Origin of the sequence: Cohnella thermotolerans DSM 17683, assembly GCF_000429825.1 — a bacterium.
Taxonomy (GTDB): Bacteria; Bacillota; Bacilli; order Paenibacillales; family Paenibacillaceae; genus Cohnella; species Cohnella thermotolerans.
The window spans coordinates 131,715-150,790 of the sequence record NZ_KE386955.1 but is presented as its reverse complement, the minus strand read 5'-3'; the positions used below and the strand labels follow the sequence as shown (position 1 = coordinate 150,790).

The following is a 19,076-nucleotide window of genomic DNA, read 5'->3' as shown; positions in this document are numbered from 1 at the left end:
GTGACGATAGGCGGAGGGAAAAAGCCGTATGCGCATGGTCGATCTGATTCGCAAGAAAAGAACCGGAGAAGAAATGACGGCCGAAGAAATCCGCTTCCTCGTAAACGGCGTCGTCTCCGGCGCCATTCCCGATTACCAAACCGCCGCTTGGGCGATGGCGGTCTGTTTTACCGGCATGACCGCCGCGGAAACGGCGAATTTGACGCTCGCCATGGCGCAGTCGGGGGACGTCGTCGATCTGTCCGGCATTCGCGGCGTCAAGGTGGACAAGCACAGCACCGGAGGCGTCGGGGACAAGACGACGCTCATTCTCGCCCCGATGGTCGCCGCCTGCGGCGTGCCGGTGGCGAAAATGAGCGGCCGCGGCCTCGGCCATACGGGCGGAACGATCGACAAGCTCGAAGCGATCGCCGGCTTCCGGACGGAGCTGAGCCGGGACGCCTTCTTCGCGCAGGTGAACGAGATCGGCGTGTCCGTCATCGGGCAGAGCGGCAACATCGCGCCCGCGGACAAGAAGCTGTACGCGCTGCGCGACGTGACGGGCACGGTCGATTCGATTCCGCTGATCGCCAGCTCCGTCATGAGCAAGAAGATCGCCGCCGGCGCGGACGCGATCGTGCTGGACGTCAAGTTCGGCAGCGGCGCGTTCATGAAGACGGCGGAGGACGCGATCGAGCTCGCCAAGGCGATGGTGGCGATCGGCACCGAAGTCGGCCGCAACACGGTGGCGGCGATTACGGACATGGACCAGCCGCTCGGGCGGCTGATCGGCAACGCGCTGGAAGTGCGCGAGGCGATCGAGATTTTGCGCGGCGAAGGCCCCGACGATTTGCGCGAGCTGTGCCTGGAGCTCGGCGGCCACATGCTTCTGCTCGGCGGCAAAGCCGCCGACCGGGCGGACGCCCGCGCCAAGCTGGAGCGCGCGCTCGCCTCGGGCGAGGCGCTGCGCAAGCTCGCGCAGCTGATCGCCGCCCAGGGCGGCGACCCGGCCGTGGCCGAGCGGCCGGAGCTGCTGCCGCAGGCGGCGGCGCGCGTGCGCGTGGCCGCGGACGCCGACGGCTACGTGCACGGCATCGACGCCGAGGCGATCGGCGTCGCGGCCATGCGCCTCGGCGCCGGCCGGGCGACGAAGGACGACGCGATCGATTACGCCGTCGGGATCGAGCTCGTCGCCAAGCGCGGCGACCGCGTACGTCGGGGCGACCCGCTCGCGGTGCTGCATGTGCGCGCGGAAGACGAGGCGGCCGCCGCAGCAAGCGAGCAGGTGCGGTCGGCGTACGCGCTCGAAGCCGAGCCGCCGGCCCGGCAGCCGCTCGTCTACGCGGTCGTGAGCAAGGACGGCGTCGAGCGTTAACCGAACGGGCAGCCCTGTCCGCCGCGCCGGCGGCACGGGGCTGCCCGTTCTTTTTTTTTGCGGAGCTTGCAGCTCGAACGGAGCGCCGCCGATGGGCTCGAACCGTTCGGCGGCGCTTTCGATCGGGCCGGCGCCTAACGAACCCAGTACACCTTATTTGCTCAAAAACACGTGTTTTGCTAATCGCAACGAACTCCTATATCGCCATTGCGGGCTATGGGCGGCGTTCCCGCGGCTTTTTGCCTCAATAACGTGGCTGCAGTTCGTTAGACCGGCCAAAGGACAAATTAGACGCTCATAAGAACAATACGATTCGTTAGCCAACGGAAACCCCGGCGGTAGCTTCGAACTTCATGTCATCCCCTTCCCCGTAAGCCCTTCGAAGCTGTCCTTTCCCTCATCCGAATAATTTAATCTCCCCCGGGGCAGACTGGTTGGAAGAAGAAACCAAGCCTGCCATCCGGGCATCTGGGGGGAAACCGACCAAACATGCGCTTCTTAAGCAACCGGAACAAGATTCGTTTATTCGCGGCGCTGGGCCTCGCGGCCGCCGTCGCGACGGCTTCCGTCCAACCGGCGGCCTTCGCCGAGGAAGCCGGACGCGCCAAATCGGCGGGTCCGCAGACCGACCTGGCCGCCTCCGCCAAATCCGCCATTCTGATGGACGCGGACAGCGGCACGGTCATCTACGAGAAAAACAGCCACGCCCAGCTGCCGCCCGCCAGCATCACGAAAATCATGACGATGCTGCTCGTCATGGAGGCGCTGGACGAAGGCAAGCTCAAGCTGACGGACAAGGTGCAGACGAGCGAATACGCCGCTTCGATGGGCGGCTCGCAAATTTTCCTCGAGCCGGGCGAAGAGATGACGGTGGACGACATGCTCAAGGGCATCGCCCTCGCCTCGGGCAACGACGCTTCCGTGGCGCTCGCCGAGAAGATCGCGGGCAGCGAGGAAGAATTCGTGCGCCTGATGAACGAGAGAGCGAAGCAGCTCGGCATGAAGAACACGAAGTTCGTCAATTGCAACGGATTGCCGGCCGCGGGACATATGTCCTCCGCCTACGACATCGCCGTCATGTCCCGGGAGCTGCTCAAGCACGAGGAGATCACCAAGTACACCGGGCTGTACCAGGATTATTTGCGCAAAGACTCGCCCAAGCCTTTCTGGCTCGTGAACACGAACAAGCTCGTCCGGTTTTATCACGGCGCCGACGGGCTGAAAACCGGCTTCACCGGCGAGGCGAAATTTTGCCTGTCGGCCACGGCGAAGCGGGACAACCTCCGGCTGATCGTGGTCGTTATGGGCGAGCCGAATACGAAGACGCGCAACGCGGAAGTGTCGAAGCTGTTCGACTACGCGTTCGCCCAGTTCACGAACGTCCCGATTTACAAGAGCGGCGACAAGATCGGCACGCTGACCGTCGAGAAAGGCAAAGTCGCCAAGCTGCCGATTACGGCCAAGCATTCGTACAGCGTGCTGGTGCGCAAGGGCGCCTCCAAAGGCGACATCCGTCACGAGCTCGTGCTGGACGACAAGCTGACCGCGCCGGTCAAAGCGGGCCAACAGATCGGCAAGCTGATCGTTTACCGCGGCAACGAAGTGATGACCGAGTTTCCGATCGAAGCGCCGGAATCCGTCGAGCGCGCCGGTTGGTGGACGCTGCTTAGGCGGTCGGCCGGCCAATTGTTCATGAACGGCTGATGGTCCCTGCAAAAAGGCGGCTAGACGCGCGGCGTCCCGCCTCTTTGCCGTATTTTGTCGCTCGGACGAAGCTTCTTTCTATTTTTGTCGGAGGGCAGGAATGGCCGAAGCGCTCGTAGAATGTGTGTTGTAGAGTCGGAAGCTTGCGCCCGGCTGCGCTCGATGGGAGGGGAAACGGCATGAGTTTGCAGGTGGAACTGGAACAGCACCGCAATGTGCTGATCGTCCGCTTGAGAGGAGAATTGGACCACCATACCGCGGATGTCGTCCGGTTCAAGATGGAAGACGCGATTCTGCGAGGGCGGTGCGAGCACGTCGTGCTCAGCCTGAAAGAATTGCAGTTTATGGACAGCTCGGGACTCGGGGTCATTCTGGGGAGGTACAAGCTGATCAAAAGCCGCGGCGGCAAAATGGTCGTCTGCGACATTCACCCGAGCGTGAAACGGCTGTTCGAATTGTCGGGCTTGTTCAAAATTTTGTCTTTCTACGATTCGGAGCGATCGGCGCTGGCCAGTCTGGAGGTCGTATCATGAGCGCGAGCAATTTCATGAGGCTGTCGTTCGCGAGCCGTTCGGAGAACGAGGCGTTCGCCCGCGTGTCCGTCGCGGCGTTCGTCTCCCAGCTGGATCCGACGATGGAGCAGCTGAACGACATTAAAACGGTCGTATCCGAAGCGGTGACGAATGCGATCATCCACGGTTACGAGAATTCGCCGGACGGCGTCGTCGCCGTCGAGGCCGAGATCGCGGGAGACACGGTGTCGATCACCGTTGTCGACGAGGGCAAAGGCATCGAGGACATCGAGCTGGCGCGGCAGCCGCTGTACACCTCGCGGCCGGAGCTGGAGCGTTCCGGCATGGGCTTTACGATCATCGAGAACTTCATGGACGAGCTGGACGTGACGAGCGAGCCCGGCAAGGGGACCCGTCTTCGCATGAAGAAGCGCATCGAATCCAAAAAGGCGTTGTTCAACTAATTCCGCGCGGCAGGGGTTGGAGGCATGGAAATCGAATGGAAGCGATCGTCGCCGCCGGGATATCTCGACGACGCGGAGGTGAAGCGCCTGATCGCGCTGAGCCAGTCCGGAGACAGCACGGCGCGCGAAACGCTGGTCTCGAACAATATTCGGCTCGTCTGGTCCGTGGTGCAGCGGTTTGCCGGCAGAGGCTACGATTCGGAGGATCTGTTCCAAATCGGCTGCATCGGCTTGCTCAAATCGGTGGATAAGTTCGATTTAAGCTACGACGTCAAGTTTTCCACGTACGCGGTTCCGATGATCATCGGGGAAATTCAGCGGTTTTTGCGGGACGACGGCACGCTCAAGGTGAGCCGGTCGCTCAAGGAGATGGCCAACCGCGTCCGCAAGGTGAAGGACGAGCTGTCCAAGCGTCTCGGCCGCCAGCCGACGGTGTCGGAAGTGGCCGAGGAGATCGGCGTGTCGCCGGAGGAAATCGTGTTTGCGCTGGAAGCGAACAAGCCGCCGACTTCGATTCACGAGACGGTGTTCGAGAACGACGGAGACCCGATCACGCTGATGGATCAAATCGCCGACGATTCGCAGGAAAAGTGGTTCGACAAGATGGCCCTGACACAGGCGATCCAGGGGCTGAGCGACCGGGAGCGGCTGATCGTGTATTTGCGGTACTTCCGCGACCAGACGCAATCCGAGGTGGCCAGCCGGCTGGGCATCTCCCAGGTGCAGGTCAGCCGTCTGGAGAAAAAAATATTGCAGAACATCAAGGATCAAATCGCGCAGTGATCTTGAGCGGCCGTCCCGGCGAGAGGCTTCCCCATCGCCGCGGGCGGCTTTGTCGCGTTCGGGGGAGTGCTTTTCGGCCGTTTGTTTCATACTAAAGGAAACGCTGGGCGTTCCCGGCGTGGGAAGGCGCATTGGCGCCGATCGATCAAGGGGGATTGCAACGTGGATACTACCGTCTACGTGCGGCTTCGCCGCCGTGCCGTCGTACCGCCTCTGTCGTCGATTCGGCTGAACGATGTGGCGCGCATCGTCGCGGATCCCGAGCTCGAGCGGCGGCTGCTGCGTCTGGAGCTTCTTCGTATTCGTCCGGAGGACGGCCACTTCCTCGTCATCGACATGCTTCACATCGTCCGGGTCGTTCGGGAGGCGGAGCCCGGCATCGCCATCGAGACGTACGGAGAGCCTCATGTGCTGGTGGAAGTCGCCAAAGACGGGGTCGTCAGGCCGCGGTGGATCGTGCTGGCGCTCGCCTGGCTGCTGCTGTTTTTCGGTTCGGGCATGGCGCTGGTCAACTTCCACGCGGACGTCAATATGCCGCAGGTGCAGCGGAGGGTTACCCAACTGCTCACGGGCAGTCCGGATTGGCATCCGCGGCTGTTCCAAATTCCGTATTCGCTCGGCGTCGGGCTCGGCATGCTGCTGTTTTTCAACCGGTTGTTCCGCCGCCGTCCGACCGACGAGCCGAATCCGCTCGAGGTGGAGATGTTCATGTACCAGGAGAACGTCAACCACTACGTCATCACGGAAGAGTATCGGAAAAAGCACGAACAGCGGCGGGAGAATCCCCATGATTGAGACGATTCGCTCCGTTCTGGTCGCCGTCGTGGGATTGGCGGGAGGATTTGCGGTCGGCAGCGCGTTCGTCGCCCTGCTGATCGTTCTCGACCTCGTGCCGCGGCTCGTGCAGATGACTCGCGCGCATCGCCGGTCCGGCGTGTTCGAATCCGCTTTGCTGTTTGGCGCGCTGTATTGGAGCTGTGCGGATTTTTTCGATTGGGTGCTGCCTTTGCCGAATGCCGTTCTGCTCGTCCCCGCGGTCTTCCAGGGCGTCTTCGTAGGCATGCTGGCGGCGGCGCTCACCGAAGTGTTGAACGTCATCCCGATTTTGACGAAGCGGCTGAAGCTGCAGCCGTATTTGTTCGCGCTGCTCATCGCCATGGTATTGGGCAAAGTCACCGGCTCCCTGATCGATTGGCTGGTGCTCCAGCCGAAATAAACCGAATGCTACGATGGAACAGGAGATGAATGCAGCATGGATACGACCGAGCATGAAGGCGCGGATATCGATTCGCGGCGGCTTCCATCCGGCAAGCCTCCGGGAGAAGAGGCGCCCGGCGCGCATTCGGGAAAATTGATTCGGCCCCGCAAGCTCGAAGAATACCTTCAAAGCGGGGAAGAAGCCGAAGCCGGCGGCAGCCGCAACCGGCATTCTTCGGCGCCGCATGGCGGCGAAGCGGATTGGGGCGGGAAGGCGGAGAAGAAGACGGACCCTGAGCCGAAGCCTGGGGATCGAATCGCCGTTCGGATGGAAGAGTGGTTCGATCAGCTCCGGGAACGCGTCGGCTACCAGGAGAGCTTCGACGTCCAGGTGCGGGAGATGGTGTTCGGCGGCAAGCGCTCCGCCCTGCTGTTCCTGAGCACTTTCATGAAGGATACCGCGCTGACGGAAATTATCAAGCGGCTATCTTATTTGGAGCCGGATTCGGTCAGCCAGACCGCAGTGGAATCGTTCCTGACCTACTACATGCCGGCCTGCCAGGTGAACCGCACGCGCTCGATCACCAAATTGATCGAAGATTTGATGATCGGCAATACCGTTTTCTACGTCGAAGGGGAATCGGAAGTGCTGCTCATCGACGCCAAGACGTTCCCGTCGCGCACGCCGGAAGAACCGGTGCTCGAGCGGGTCGTTCGGGGCAGCAGGGACGGATTTACCGAGACGCTGCTCGCCAACGTGGCGCTCGTGCGAAGGAGGGTGCGCGATCCGCGGCTCCGGTTCGAGATACTCAAGGTCGGCAAGCGGACGCAGACGGACGTCGCCATGGGCTACATCGAAGACGTCGCGAATCCGAAGCTGGTCGAAGCGCTCCGGGACAAAATCCAGGCGATCAACATCGACGGCATCCCGCTCGGCGACAAGCAGCTCGAGGAGATGACGGTCAAGTCGGACTGGAATCCGTTCCCGCTCGTTCGGTACTCGGAACGCCCCGACGTCGTCGCTTCCCATCTGCTCGACGGCAGCGTGACGGTCATCGTGGACACGTCGCCCAGCGTCATGCTCCTGCCGACCACGTATTTCGACCTGGTCCAGCACGCGGAAGAAAACCGCCAAAGCCCCTTTATCGGCACTTATTTGCGTTGGGTGCGGTTTTTCGGCATTCTGTCCTCGGTGTTTCTGCTGCCGCTGTGGTATTTGTTCTCCCAACATCCGGAGCTTCGCCCGGAGGGGCTCGGCTTTCTCGGCGTGCAAAAAGAGGGGAGACTGCCGCTTGTTCTGCAGTTTCTGCTGGCCGAGGTGGGCGTCGACCTGATGCGGCTGGCGGCCGTGCATACCCCTTCCTCGCTCGTGACGGCGATGTCGCTCGTATCGGCGATCCTTGTCGGGGATATCGCGGTCAAAACCGGGCTGTTCGTCAACGAGGTCATCCTCTACATGGCGGTGTCGGCGATCGGCATGTTCGCGACGCCGAGCTACGAGCTCGGGCTGGCCAACCGGATCGTTCGGCTCGTCCTGCTTCTGGCGGTCTACCTGTTCCAGGTGACGGGCTTTGTCGTCTGCGCGACCGTTATTTTGATCTCGCTGTCGCTCATTCGCTCGTTCAATGCGCCGTACCTGTGGCCGTTCATTCCGTTCAACGCCAAAGCGCTGCTGGCCGTCCTTTTCCGCCGTCCGCTGCCAAGGAACGCTTCGCGTCCGTCCATCAACCGTCCGAAAGAGCGTTCCAAACAGCCGGTGGGCTGACGGTCGGCCCGAAGGCGTACGAATGCAAATGTTCCGGCAATTTCTCCATTTCCCCGTCAAGGGGTTTCGGATATACTCAGGTTAATTAGTGCAAACCACACCCGGATGCTGAGCGTCGGTTGTACGACCCGAATCCGAAACTATTGGTCAAAGGGGAAATGACGATGTACTTGCACGGTACGAGCCGCATAAACGACAAGGGTCATCTGGAGATCGGAGGGTGCGACGTCACCGATCTGGCGAAAGAATTCGGCACGCCGCTCTATATTGTGGACGAGGCGCTCGTCCGCCAGCGCGCCAGGGAGTACGTCGAAGCGTTCCGCCAGACGGGGCTGCGCTTTCAGGTCGCTTATGCCTCCAAGGCGTTCTGCGTCATGGCGATGTGCCGCCTGGCCGAAGAGGAGGGCATGAGCCTGGACGTCGTCTCCGACGGCGAATTGTTCACGGCGCTGCAAGCGGGCTTCCCGGCGGAGCGGATTCACTTCCACGGCAACAACAAGACGCCGGAAGAGATCGAGATGGCGCTCAAGGCGAATATCGGCTGCTTCGTCGTCGACAACTTCGTCGAGCTGCATCTGCTGAACGCGATGGCCGCCGAACAAGGCAAGAAGGTCAACATCCTGCTGCGCGTGACGCCGGGCGTCGAGGCGCATACCCACGACTACATCTCGACGGGCCAGCAGGACTCGAAGTTCGGCTTCGACGTAAGCAACGGGACGGCATTCAAAGCCGTCGAAGAGGCGCTTAAACAACCGCAGCTGAAGTTGCTGGGCGTGCATTCCCATATCGGCTCGCAAATTTTCGAAGTCGAAGGCTTCCGCATGGCCGTCGAGAAGGTCGCCGCGTTCTCCATCGACGTGCGCGCCAAGCTGAACGTCACGTTCTCCGTCATCAACCTGGGCGGCGGCTTCGGCATCCGCTACGTCGAGGGCGATTCTCCGCTGCCGGTCGGCACCTACGTGAAGGCGATCACGGACGCGATCATCTCCGAGTTTACGGCCGCCCAATATCCGCTGCCGGAAATTTGGGTCGAGCCGGGCCGCAGCATCGTCGGCGACGCGGGCACGACGCTTTATACGATCGGCACGAGCAAGGACATTCCGGGCGTGCGCAAATATATCGCCGTCGACGGCGGCATGACCGACAATCCCCGTCCGGCGCTGTACGGATCCAAATACGAAGCGGTGCTGGCGAATCGGGTGAGCGAGCCGGTGGCGGAAGTCGTGTCCGTCGCGGGCAAATGCTGCGAGAGCGGCGACATGCTCATCTGGGATCTGAAGCTTCCGGAGCCTCGCACCGGCGACTTGCTTGCGGTCTTCTGCACGGGCGCGTACAATTATGCCATGGCGAGCAACTACAACCGGATCCGCCGTCCGGCCGTCGTTTTCGTGCGGGACGGACAGGCCGATCTGGTCGTGGCGCGCGAGTCGTACGAGAATATCGTCGGCAACGACGTCATTCCCGAGCGCCTTCGCAAGCAAGCGGTCGCGAAATGAGAGAGGATGGACTGAAGATGAGCAAACAAGCGGTCATTAAAATGGCGGACGGCAACGAAGTCGTTCTGGAGCTCTTCGAGAAGGACGCCCCGAATACGGTGGCGAACTTCGAGAAGCTGGCGAATTCGGGCTTCTACGACGGCCTCGTGTTCCACCGCGTCATTCCGGGCTTCGTCGCCCAAGGCGGCTGCCCGAACGGCAACGGCACGGGCGGACCGGGCTACGAGATCGATTGCGAGATCAACCCGAACAAGCACGAGCGGGGAAGCGTCGCGATGGCGCACCGCGGCCCGAACACCGGCGGCAGCCAGTTCTACATCGTTTATTCTCCGCAGCCGCATCTGGACGGCGTGCACACCGTTTTCGGCAAAGTGGTGTCCGGCATGGAGCATGTCGACGCCTTCCGCGGCCGCGACCGGATGGAATCGATCCGCGTCAGCGAAGCGGGCTGATCTAGCTTGAGCGACCGTCCCTGCGGGGACGGTCTTTGTTATATGCGCGGTAGTTGAGTTGGGCCGCGAGGGTCGCTTGGCGCTGTAAGCCGTTATTGTCGGGTTACAGAGCCGGGCGGAGTCGAAAGACGCTCTGTAAGATCGAAAATCGATCTTAGAAACCTCGCTGCGCGCCGCTAATCGAACAACGGGGTCGGCATGAGGCGGAAAAGGAGGCATGGCTTTTCGAGCCCTCAGATCGCAGGACAAAAGTCGGGGCGTTACTCGACCGAATTGATCAACGCCCCGGAACAACCTCGCGGCCCGCGCTCTAGGCCAATTGGCTGCGCTTCCAAAGCTCCGACCCGCTCTTTTCCGCCAAGCATTGGAATTGAAATACCTTGCATTTTTCATTTTGGAGTGGTACCATTCCAATCAACGTTAGACTTGGGTCAATACCGACCGCCTAACGGACAAATTTTAGGATTCGGCGACTTACCTTCGGGGCGAGGTGCAATTCCTCACCGGCGGTGATCGGCGCCTGGAGCGGCCCGTTTAAAGGGTTTGGCAAGGGCGCCGTCAGTCCGTGACCCGTCATCGCTCCTACCGGACAGCCGGTGGGCGGGATGCGGTGGACCCGGTGCGAGTCCGGGACCGACAGTAACAGTCTGGATGGGAGAAGGGAAGCGCAGCGCGGCCAATGCCGCGTTTTTCGAAGCGCATCGGCGGACGTTCACTTGGGAACCGGACAAGGCGGAAAAACGGGACGTTATGTTCCTTTTTTCACAACTTGCCGGTCGAGTTTGGCGTCTCCAGAAGTGCGGCATTTCGCGCACTTCGGTCCGGATGCGCCCGAGAGACGGCGGACGAAGGTCTGTTTGACGCTGTGTGACCACACCCCCGGGGAGTTCCCCGGGGTTTTTTTGCTACGAGGAGGACGCGGCATGGAGTTGATCAACGACGAGTTTTACATGCGACTCGCCTTGAACGCGGCGGCGGGAACGGCGGGCCAGACGGGGACGAACCCGGCGGTCGGCTGCGTCGTCGTGAAGGATGGGCGGATCGTCGGCCTCGGCGCCCATCTGAAGCGGGGCGAGGGCCACGCCGAGGTGCACGCTCTGAACATGGCCGGCGGCAACGCCCGAGGCGCAACCGCCTATGTGACGCTGGAACCGTGCAGCCACTACGGCCGGACGCCTCCCTGCTGCGAGAGGCTCATCCGCGAAGGGGTGGCGAGGGTCGTGGTGGCGACGGCCGATCCGAATCCGGTCGTCGCAGGACGGGGCATCGAGCGCCTGCGCGAAGCGGGCATCGCCGTTGACGTCGGGCTGCTCGGCGAGGAGTCGCGCAAGCTGAACGAGGCGTTCAACAAGTACATCGTGACGGGACTCCCGTTCGTCACGATCAAGACGGCGGTGACGCTCGACGGCAAGATCGCGACCCGGACGGGAAGCAGCAAATGGATTACCGGGCCGGAGGCGCGCGAAGCCGTGCATACGCTTCGTCACCGGAACGACGCCATTATGGTCGGCATCGGTACGGTGCTCGCGGACGATCCCGAGCTGACGACGCGGCTGTCGGTTCCCGGCCTCCATCCGGTTCGGATCGTCGTCGATTCGACGCTGCGCATCCCGGACTCGGCGCGCGTGCTGAACGGAGCGGCGCCGACGATCGTCCTGACGAGCGGGAGGGCGCCGGAGGCGCGCATCGAGTCGCTTCGCGGGCGGGGCGCGGACGTCGTCGTCTGCGGCGACGGGCCGACCGTCGACCTGAGGGCGGCGCTCGAGGCGATCGGCAAGCGCGAGATCGGCTCCGTGCTCGTCGAAGGCGGAGGCGGACTCAACGGTTCGCTGCTGGAAGCGGGACTCGTCGACAAACTGATGCTGTTCTATGCGCCGAAGCTCGTCGGCGGCGCGGCTCCCTCCGCCTTCTCCTTCGCGGGCCCCGACTTGATGGAAGAAGCGCTGAAGGTGGAGAACGTATCGATCGAGCGTTACGGAACCGATTGGTGCGTTACCGGATACCCGGCGCGCCGCTGATCGCACGAGGAGGGATTGCATGTTCACGGGACTTATCGAAGAAATCGGCGTGCTCCGCAGGGTGCAGCGGCGGGGCGAAGCGATGGTGCTGACGCTGTCCGCCTCCAAAGTGCTGGAGGACGTCAAGCTGGGCGACAGCATCTCCGTCAACGGAGTCTGTCTGACCGTTGTCGCCTTCGACGGGAGCACCTTCTCCGTCGACGTCATGCCCCAGACGTTCCGCCATTCGAATTTGCGCGAATTGAAGCCGGGAAGTCCGGTCAATCTCGAAAGGGCGATGATGGCCGGCGGCAGGTTCGGCGGCCATATTGTGCAAGGACACGTCGACGGCATCGGCATCGTGGCGAACCGCAGCGCGGACGCCAATGCGGTCGTGTTCGAGGTCAAGCCCGAAGAGGAATCGTTGCTGCGCCACGTCGTACCCCAGGGATCGGTCACGCTGGACGGCATCAGCCTGACGGTCGCCTCGGTCGATCGGGAAGCCGGCTCGCTGACGGTGTCCATTATTCCGCACACGCTTCGGGAGACCGCGCTCCAATATAAGAGCGTCGGGGACACGATCAATATCGAATGCGACATTATCGGCAAATACGTCGACCACTTGCTTAGCCGGAGAGGACTGACGCAGCCGGAGGGGCGAGCCTCGCAAGCCCGGGGCGGTTTGACGGAAGAGCTTTTGAGAGAATACGGATTTTAACCATGAGGAGGAATGCAGCATGAGCGGCGCAAGCGGAACAGACGGTCTCGACATTCATTTCCATACGATCGAGGAAGCGATCGAAGATTTGAAAAAAGGGAAGGCGATCGTCGTCGTGGACGACGAGGACCGCGAGAACGAAGGCGATCTGATCGCGTTGGCCGAGAAGGCGACGCCCGACATTATCAACTTCATGATTACGGAAGGCCGCGGCCTCGTATGCGTGCCGATTACGCCGGAACGCGCGGAACAGCTTGACCTGCCGCCGATGGTCAGTCACAATACGGATTATCACGGTACCGCGTTTACCGTATCGGTCGACCACGTGTCGACGACGACGGGCATCTCCGCGCACGAGCGGGCGAGCACGGTGCGGGCGCTGATCGATCCGGGCGCTGCGCCCGCCGATTTTCGGCGGCCGGGACATATTTTCCCGTTGATCGCCAAGAAGGGCGGCGTCCTGCGCCGCGCCGGCCATACCGAAGCGGCCGTCGATCTGGCGAGAATGTGCGGCTCCGTTCCCGCCGCCGTCATCTGCGAGGTCATCAAGGAGGACGGGACGATGGCGCGGTTGCCCGACCTGGCCGCGTTCACCCGCCAGCACGGCCTCAAGCTGATTACGATCAAGGAATTGATCCGTTACCGCAACGAGCAGGAGAAGCTGATCAAACGCGAAGTGGAAGTGCGCATGCCGACGGACTTCGGCGAATTCAAAGCCGTCGCCTATACGAACGACGTCGACGACAAAGAGCACGTCGCGTTCGTCAAAGGGCAAATCGACAGCTCGAAGCCCGTTCTCGTGCGGGTTCACTCCGAATGCCTGACCGGAGACGTGTTCCATTCCCATCGCTGCGACTGCGGCCCTCAACTTGCGGCGGCGCTCCGGCAGATCGACGAAGCGGGCAGCGGCGTGTTATTGTATATGCGGCAGGAAGGGCGGGGCATCGGCTTGATCAACAAGCTGCGCGCCTATCAGCTCCAGGAGCAGGGTTTGGACACCGTGGACGCGAATATTAAATTGGGATTCCCGCCCGATCTGAGGGACTACGGCATCGGAGCGCAAATTTTGAAGGATCTCGGCGTTCGGACCATTCGCCTGTTGACCAACAATCCCCGCAAGATCAAGGGGCTCGAAGGCCACGGTCTGCGCGTCGTCGAGAGAGTGCCGCTGCAGATGCAAGAGAACGAAGACAACGCCCGCTACTTGCGGACGAAGAAGGCGAAGCTGGGACATCTGCTTTCTTTCGAGGAAGATAAAGAACCGGTTCTCGCCAACGACAATATCGAACAAAACGAACAACGGGACCTCGAGCCCAGGAGAGGATGATCCAAAATGGCAATCGTTTATGAAGGCAAGCTGATCTCGCAAGGTCTCAAATACGGCGTCGTCGTCGGCCGCTTCAACGAATTCATCTCTTCCCGCCTGCTGTCGGGCGCGCTGGACGCGTTCAAGCGCCATGGCGCGGAAGACCACGAAGTCGAAGTCGCCTGGGTGCCGGGCGCGTTCGAAATTCCGCTGATCGCCCAGAAGATGGCCGAGAGCGGCAAATACGACGCGGTCGTGACGCTTGGCGCCGTCATCCGCGGCTCGACGCCCCACTTTGACTATGTCTGCAGCGAAGTGTCCAAAGGCGTGGCCGCCATCTCGCTCAAAACCGGCGTGCCGACGATTTTCGGCGTGCTGACGACGGACAGCATCGAGCAGGCCGTGGAACGCGCGGGAACGAAAGCCGGCAACAAAGGCTGGGAAGCGGCCGTGACCGCCATCGAGATGGCCAACCTGACGAACGTTCTGAAAGGTTAAGGCAAACTAGGCTCGGCGATTCGATTCGCGGCCTGCCGCCGCGACGCTCGCGGCGATCCGCAAGGGAAGGTGACATGCCGTCGTGACGGTGCTGTACAAGCTGGAGACGTTCGAAGGGCCGCTCGATTTGTTGCTTCACTTGATCGATAAAGCGGAGATCGACATTCAGGATATTTCCATCAGCGAAATTACCGATCAATATATGAGCTACCTCGACGCCATGCAGGAGCTGGAGCTGGACGTGACGAGCGAATTTCTCGTCATGGCCGCGACTCTGCTCTCGATGAAGAGCCGCCAGCTTCTTCCGAAGCCTCCGGTGACGGACGAGCCTTGGGTGACCGTCGAAGAAGAGGGGGAGGACCCGCGCGAGGAATTGATCCGCAAGCTGCTGGAATACCGCAAATACAAGGCGATCGCCAGCCAGCTCCGCGAACAGGAGTACGAGCGGAGCCTCGTGTTCACCCGGGATCCCGCCGACCTCGCGCCGTTCGTGCCGGATATCCCCCGGAATCCGGTCGAAGGGCTTCACGTCGCCGATCTGGTGCGCGCCTTCCGCAAGGCGATGCGCCGCGTGGCGGGGCGCAACCGGATCGCGGCCATTCAGCGCGACGAGATCTCGATCAAGGATCGCATCCGCGACATTATAGACGCGCTCAAGGCAAGGGCTTCGGACGGGGACGGCAAAGTGCTGTTCTCCCAGCTGATCGGAGACCAGATGGACCGGCAAGAGGTCGTCGTGACCTTCCTGGCCGTTCTCGAATTGATGAAGCGGCGCATCGTGTCCTGCTACCAGAACCGTCTGTTCGACGAAATCGTGCTGTCCTGGACCGGAAAGGAGGAGGACGAGGATGGACTATTCGAAATTGAAATCGATTCTTGAGGGACTGCTGTTCGTCTCCGGAGAAGAGGGTTTGAGCGCCAAAGCGATCGCCGAAGTGGTGGAGATGGACGTCGACGTCGTGCGCGACGTGCTGCGCGACCTGCAATCCGATTTCGTCCGCGACGGAAGGGGTATCCGCATCGCCGAGGTCGCCGGCGGCTTCCGCCTGACGACGGCGCCCGATCACGCGCCCTATTTCGAGAAGCTCGCCTATTCGCCCGCCCGCTCCTCCTTGTCCCAGGCCGCGCTCGAGACGCTGTCGATTATCGCCTACCGGCAGCCGATTACGCGCATCGAGATCGAGGAGATTCGCGGCGTCAAAGCCGACCGCGCGATCCATACGCTCATGGTCAAGGATTTGATCGAAGAGGTCGGGCGGGCCGACGCTTTGGGGCGGCCTATCCTGTACGGAACGACGAAGGCGTTCCTCGATTATTTCGGGCTCGCCAGCCTCGACCAGTTGCCCGATCCGGACGTCGGAGAAGCGGACGACGAACTGGAGGAGCGGACGAAGATGCTGTTCGAGCGTATCGAAGGCCGGCAGCTGTCGCTCGACGATTTGAGGATGCTGGAAGCCGATTGAAGCGCTGGCAACCGAATGAACCGTGAACGTTAAAGGCCATACTATTCCCAGCGAAAGGCGGGAAACGTATGGCTTTTTGGTTTTGGGCGGCCGTCGCGGCGGCCGTCGTAGCGGCGGGAACGGCGGCGCTGCTGTCGCAAGTTCGCGTTCGGGTCCGCTATTCACGCAACGGCAAGCTCGATCACCTCGTCATCATCGTGCGCGCGCTGTTCGGCATCGTGCGGATGCAAACGATCGTTCCCTCGATCATGATGCGCGGCTGGAGCGTCGTATACCGGCAAAAGAACCGGTCCGAAGCGGGAATCTTGAGCCGGCAAGACGAAGGCCGCTTCCGGCTGACGTGGAGCCGCATGCGCCGTTATCGGCGTGTCTACCGGGACCTACAGTTGTCGACCAAGGGCTTCAGAAGGTGGCTTAGGAGAACGCTGCGCAAAGTGGAATGCACCCGTTGGCGGCTCGACGTATCGGTCGGCACCGGGGACGCGGCGTCTACCGGCGCCGCCGCAGGGTTCTTCTGGTCGGTTCTCGGCTGCGCGGTCGCGGCAACCGATAGTCTGACGACGCTGAAAACCCGCCCGCACGGCGAAGTGCGGCCGGTGTTCTCGGGCAAGGAGTTTAGCGTCGTCTGGGAGGCCGATTTCCGCATCCGGCTCGGCACGGTCTTCTTCGCCGGCATCCGCTTGGGGACGCGGACGGTGAAGCTGTCCCGGGTGCTTCGCGCCTGGCGAAGCTGGATGACGAAGCCGGAGCGCGCCTGAGCCGGCGGGACAAGACGTATAAAAGCGGGAGCGGACAGCCACTCTAACGGGGAAAGGAGGATTCACCAATGTCCGAACATCCGATCCAAGGGCTTATGCAAACCGCAATGGAGAATATTAAGGAAATGGTGGATGTAAGTACCATAGTTGGCGATCCTGTCCAGGTTCCGGACGGCAGCGTCATCATGCCGATCTCCAAGGTCGGCTTCGGCTTCGCCGCCGGGGGCAGCGAATTTCTCGGCATGGACGACGCCGGAGCGAACGCCCATGCGGGTACGCAAGGCGGAGCCCACGAGAGCGGTAAAGACGCGCACAACGCTTCCGTCCAGCTTCCGTTCGGCGGCGGCAGCGGCGGCGGGGTGTCGATTACGCCGATCGCTTTCCTCGTCGTAGGCACGCAAGGGGTCAAAGTCGTTCCGCTGGACAATCAAACCCATCTGATCGAACGGCTGATCGAAGTCGCTCCGCAGTGGGTGGACCGGATTCAAGGGATGTTCCAGCGCCGCGGAGAAGACGCCGAGCATTTGTCCATCCGTTCCTCTTCGTCCGACAACATCATGTAATCCCGTCTAGCCGTTCGTCTTTCTTTCCGGCCGCAAAGCCGGGTTTTCGCATGATGAGGTCAGCCAGAAAGTTCTGGTTGGCCTATTTTTGTTCATCGCCGGGAATCGGCAGCTCTATGAAGTGGATTTAGATTGAATCATTTTGGACACGCCTACATAAATTGTAGTAAGAACGACGCGATGGAAGCTCTCACATCCAAGGAGGATACGTATACAAGATGACGCGTTATCGCTACCGCAACCGTTCTTCCGCGATCCTGCTCGGGATCGCGTCGCTTCTGGCGTCCGTTCCGGCGCTCGGCTTCGCGGGATCCGCTTCGGCCGCCCCCGCCTCCCCGCCGGCCACGCACGCCAAAGCCGACGCTTTGATCGACGTCACTTCGGGACGGCTGCTGGTCAGCCATAACGGAGACCGGGAAATGAAAATTGCCAGCTTGACCAAAATCATGACGGCGATCGTAGCGATCGAGCACGGCCGCCTCGGCGATATCGTGACGGTCAGCAAGCGCGCGGCCGGCAAAGAAGGCTCCTCCCTGTATTTGAAGGCCGGCGAGAAGATCAAGCTGGAGGACTTGCTGTACGGACTGATGCTGCGTTCGGGCAACGACGCCGCGACCGCGATCGCCGAGCACGTCGGAGGGTCGCTGGAAGGGTTCGTCTACCTGATGAACCGGAAGGCGGAAGAGCTGGGCCTTGCGCATACCCGCTTCGAGAATCCGCACGGTCTGGATCAGCAAGGCCATTATTCGTCGGCGAACGATCTGGCCGTTCTGACCGCTTACGCGCTTCACAACGACGTCTTCCGCAAAATCGTCGGCACGAAGGTGAAGACGGCCCCCAACCCGAACGAGACTTGGGATTACAAGTGGGTGAACAAAAACAAGATGCTGGCCATGTACGAAGGAGCCGACGGGGTGAAAACGGGCTATACGAAGCAGGCGCTGCGTTGTCTGGTAAGCTCCGCCACGCGAGGGGGGCAGCAGCTCGTGGCGGTGACGCTGAACGACGGGAACGACTGGGCGGACCATCGCCGCCTGCTCGATTACGGCTTCGCGCATTATCCGCTTCGGCTCGTCGTCCAGAAGGGCGAGCCGGTCGCCGGGTATCCGTACTTGACGACGGCCGACTTCCGTTATCCGTTCTCGGAGGGCGAGCGGGACAAGCTTCGGATCAAGCTGGCGCCGCTCGCCTCGACGAGCCTCGATTACCAGTTCGGTTACCGCGGCAAGCTGATCTTCAGACTGGACGATCGCGATATCGGCACCGTCGCCCTTAAAGCGCAGCCGGAGGAAGACTCCGGCTCGCTGCCCTCGAATTCCCGCTCCCGCGAGGGACGCTCCGGCGGAAGCCTATGGCGGTGGAAGCCGTCGCTTCACAGCTCGATCAGAGCTTTATTTTCCATTTAAGAAAGGGGCGTTTGCGATGGTGAACTGGATCTGGCTGGGCATGATTCTGTTCAGCGTCGTCTATGCCGCCGCGAACGGGCGCATCCAGCAGGTCACCGAAGCTGCGTTCAACGGCGCGCAGACCGGCGTGACCGTTTGCATCGGGCTCATCAGCATTCTCGTCTTCTGGCTCGGGCTCATGCGCATCGCCGAACAATCCGGGCTCGTCCGCAAGCTGGCCCAGGCGGTCGCGCCGGCCGTCCGCTGGTTGTTCCCGGACGTTCCCCGCGACCATCCGGCGTTCGGGTTCATTCTGTCGAACATGAGCGCGAACTTGCTCGGGCTCGGCAACGCCGCGACGCCGATGGGCATTCGGGCCATGCAGGAGCTCCAGAAGCTGAACCCGAACCCCGATACCGCCACTCCGGCCATGTGCACGCTTCTGGCGCTGAACACGGCGAGCATAACGCTCGTGCCGACGACGCTCATCGCCATCCGCATGAATTTCGGCTCGCTCCATCCGACCGATATCGTCGCCTCGACGCTGCTCGCGACGATCGTATCGACCGGCGCGGCCATAATGGCGGACCGCTGGTATCGAAGCCGCAGCAGCCCGCCGCCGCTGCTCCCCCCATCCATCGCCGAGACGAAAGGAGGCTGA

The 19,076-nt window shown here is 61.8% G+C and carries 20 protein-coding genes and 1 riboswitch; all 20 genes read left to right on the top strand.

Annotation, left to right across the window (positions count from 1 at the left end; genetic code table 11):
• Positions 1 to 28: 28 nt before the first annotated feature.
• A complete protein-coding gene (locus G485_RS0118355) occupies positions 29 to 1,354 on the top strand; it encodes a pyrimidine-nucleoside phosphorylase (protein WP_027093711.1) in 1,326 nt (441 codons plus the stop codon).
• Between the two features lie 489 nt (positions 1,355 to 1,843).
• Complete coding sequence (locus G485_RS0118345) at positions 1,844 to 3,058, top strand: D-alanyl-D-alanine carboxypeptidase family protein (RefSeq protein WP_051318395.1); 1,215 nt, start codon at positions 1,844 to 1,846, stop codon at positions 3,056 to 3,058.
• 179 nt (positions 3,059 to 3,237) lie between these two features.
• On the top strand, positions 3,238 to 3,591 hold the full coding sequence (gene spoIIAA / locus G485_RS0118340; RefSeq protein WP_027093709.1) for an anti-sigma F factor antagonist: 354 nt from the start codon (positions 3,238 to 3,240) through the stop codon (positions 3,589 to 3,591).
• On the top strand, positions 3,588 to 4,034 hold the full coding sequence (gene spoIIAB, locus G485_RS0118335; protein ID WP_027093708.1) for an anti-sigma F factor: 447 nt from the start codon (positions 3,588 to 3,590) through the stop codon (positions 4,032 to 4,034). The genes spoIIAA and spoIIAB overlap by 4 nt, the downstream gene beginning before the upstream one ends.
• A 24-nt stretch (positions 4,035 to 4,058) precedes the next feature.
• Positions 4,059 to 4,817, top strand: a complete 759-nt coding sequence (gene sigF / locus G485_RS0118330; RefSeq protein WP_027093707.1) for an RNA polymerase sporulation sigma factor SigF — start codon at positions 4,059 to 4,061, stop codon at positions 4,815 to 4,817.
• A 162-nt stretch (positions 4,818 to 4,979) separates the two neighbouring features.
• Positions 4,980 to 5,612 (top strand): stage V sporulation protein AA, encoded by a 633-nt coding sequence (locus tag G485_RS0118325; RefSeq protein WP_027093706.1) that lies wholly within the window; start codon positions 4,980 to 4,982, stop codon positions 5,610 to 5,612.
• On the top strand, positions 5,605 to 6,033 hold the full coding sequence (locus G485_RS0118320) for a stage V sporulation protein AB (protein ID WP_035157182.1): 429 nt from the start codon (positions 5,605 to 5,607) through the stop codon (positions 6,031 to 6,033). Before G485_RS0118325 ends, G485_RS0118320 begins: the two co-directional genes overlap by 8 nt.
• 36 nt (positions 6,034 to 6,069) lie before the next feature.
• The gene (locus G485_RS27275; protein ID WP_035157180.1) at positions 6,070 to 7,779 is read left to right on the top strand and encodes a spore germination protein; all 1,710 of its coding nucleotides are present in this window, start codon (positions 6,070 to 6,072) and stop codon (positions 7,777 to 7,779) included.
• A 164-nt stretch (positions 7,780 to 7,943) separates the two neighbouring features.
• Entirely contained in the window at positions 7,944 to 9,275 is a 1,332-nt protein-coding gene (gene lysA, locus G485_RS0118310; protein ID WP_027093705.1) for a diaminopimelate decarboxylase, read from the top strand.
• A 17-nt stretch (positions 9,276 to 9,292) separates the two neighbouring features.
• Positions 9,293 to 9,727: a peptidylprolyl isomerase gene (locus tag G485_RS0118305; protein WP_027093704.1), complete on the top strand. Its 435-nt coding sequence runs from the start codon at positions 9,293 to 9,295 to the stop codon at positions 9,725 to 9,727.
• Positions 9,728 to 10,199: 472 nt separating this feature from the next.
• Positions 10,200 to 10,394, top strand: a riboswitch (FMN riboswitch).
• 256 nt (positions 10,395 to 10,650) lie between these two features.
• Positions 10,651 to 11,745, top strand: coding sequence for a bifunctional diaminohydroxyphosphoribosylaminopyrimidine deaminase/5-amino-6-(5-phosphoribosylamino)uracil reductase RibD (ribD, locus tag G485_RS0118300; protein ID WP_027093703.1), 1,095 nt, complete (start codon positions 10,651 to 10,653; stop codon positions 11,743 to 11,745).
• A gap of 19 nt (positions 11,746 to 11,764) precedes the next feature.
• Positions 11,765 to 12,442, top strand: coding sequence for a riboflavin synthase (locus G485_RS0118295; RefSeq protein ID WP_027093702.1), 678 nt, complete (start codon positions 11,765 to 11,767; stop codon positions 12,440 to 12,442).
• A gap of 19 nt (positions 12,443 to 12,461) precedes the next feature.
• Complete coding sequence (locus G485_RS0118290) at positions 12,462 to 13,769, top strand: bifunctional 3,4-dihydroxy-2-butanone-4-phosphate synthase/GTP cyclohydrolase II (RefSeq protein WP_051318394.1); 1,308 nt, start codon at positions 12,462 to 12,464, stop codon at positions 13,767 to 13,769.
• Positions 13,770 to 13,775: 6 nt separating this feature from the next.
• The gene (gene ribH / locus G485_RS0118285) at positions 13,776 to 14,246 is read left to right on the top strand and encodes a 6,7-dimethyl-8-ribityllumazine synthase (protein WP_027093700.1); all 471 of its coding nucleotides are present in this window, start codon (positions 13,776 to 13,778) and stop codon (positions 14,244 to 14,246) included.
• Positions 14,247 to 14,328: 82 nt separating this feature from the next.
• Complete coding sequence (locus tag G485_RS0118280) at positions 14,329 to 15,126, top strand: segregation and condensation protein A (protein WP_027093699.1); 798 nt, start codon at positions 14,329 to 14,331, stop codon at positions 15,124 to 15,126.
• Positions 15,095 to 15,709, top strand: a complete 615-nt coding sequence (gene scpB / locus G485_RS0118275; protein WP_027093698.1) for an SMC-Scp complex subunit ScpB — start codon at positions 15,095 to 15,097, stop codon at positions 15,707 to 15,709. Before G485_RS0118280 ends, scpB begins: the two co-directional genes overlap by 32 nt.
• Positions 15,710 to 15,777: 68 nt before the next feature.
• Positions 15,778 to 16,467 carry a DUF2953 domain-containing protein gene (locus G485_RS0118270; protein ID WP_027093697.1) on the top strand — a complete coding sequence of 230 codons (690 nt, stop codon included), beginning with the start codon at positions 15,778 to 15,780 and terminating at the stop codon, positions 16,465 to 16,467.
• A 68-nt stretch (positions 16,468 to 16,535) separates the two neighbouring features.
• Entirely contained in the window at positions 16,536 to 17,030 is a 495-nt protein-coding gene (gene ytfJ, locus G485_RS0118265) for a GerW family sporulation protein (RefSeq protein ID WP_027093696.1), read from the top strand.
• A gap of 218 nt (positions 17,031 to 17,248) precedes the next feature.
• The gene (locus tag G485_RS27270; RefSeq protein WP_035157178.1) at positions 17,249 to 18,436 is read left to right on the top strand and encodes a D-alanyl-D-alanine carboxypeptidase family protein; all 1,188 of its coding nucleotides are present in this window, start codon (positions 17,249 to 17,251) and stop codon (positions 18,434 to 18,436) included.
• 16 nt (positions 18,437 to 18,452) lie between these two features.
• Positions 18,453 to 19,076, top strand: a complete 624-nt coding sequence (locus G485_RS0118255; protein ID WP_027093695.1) for a nucleoside recognition domain-containing protein — start codon at positions 18,453 to 18,455, stop codon at positions 19,074 to 19,076.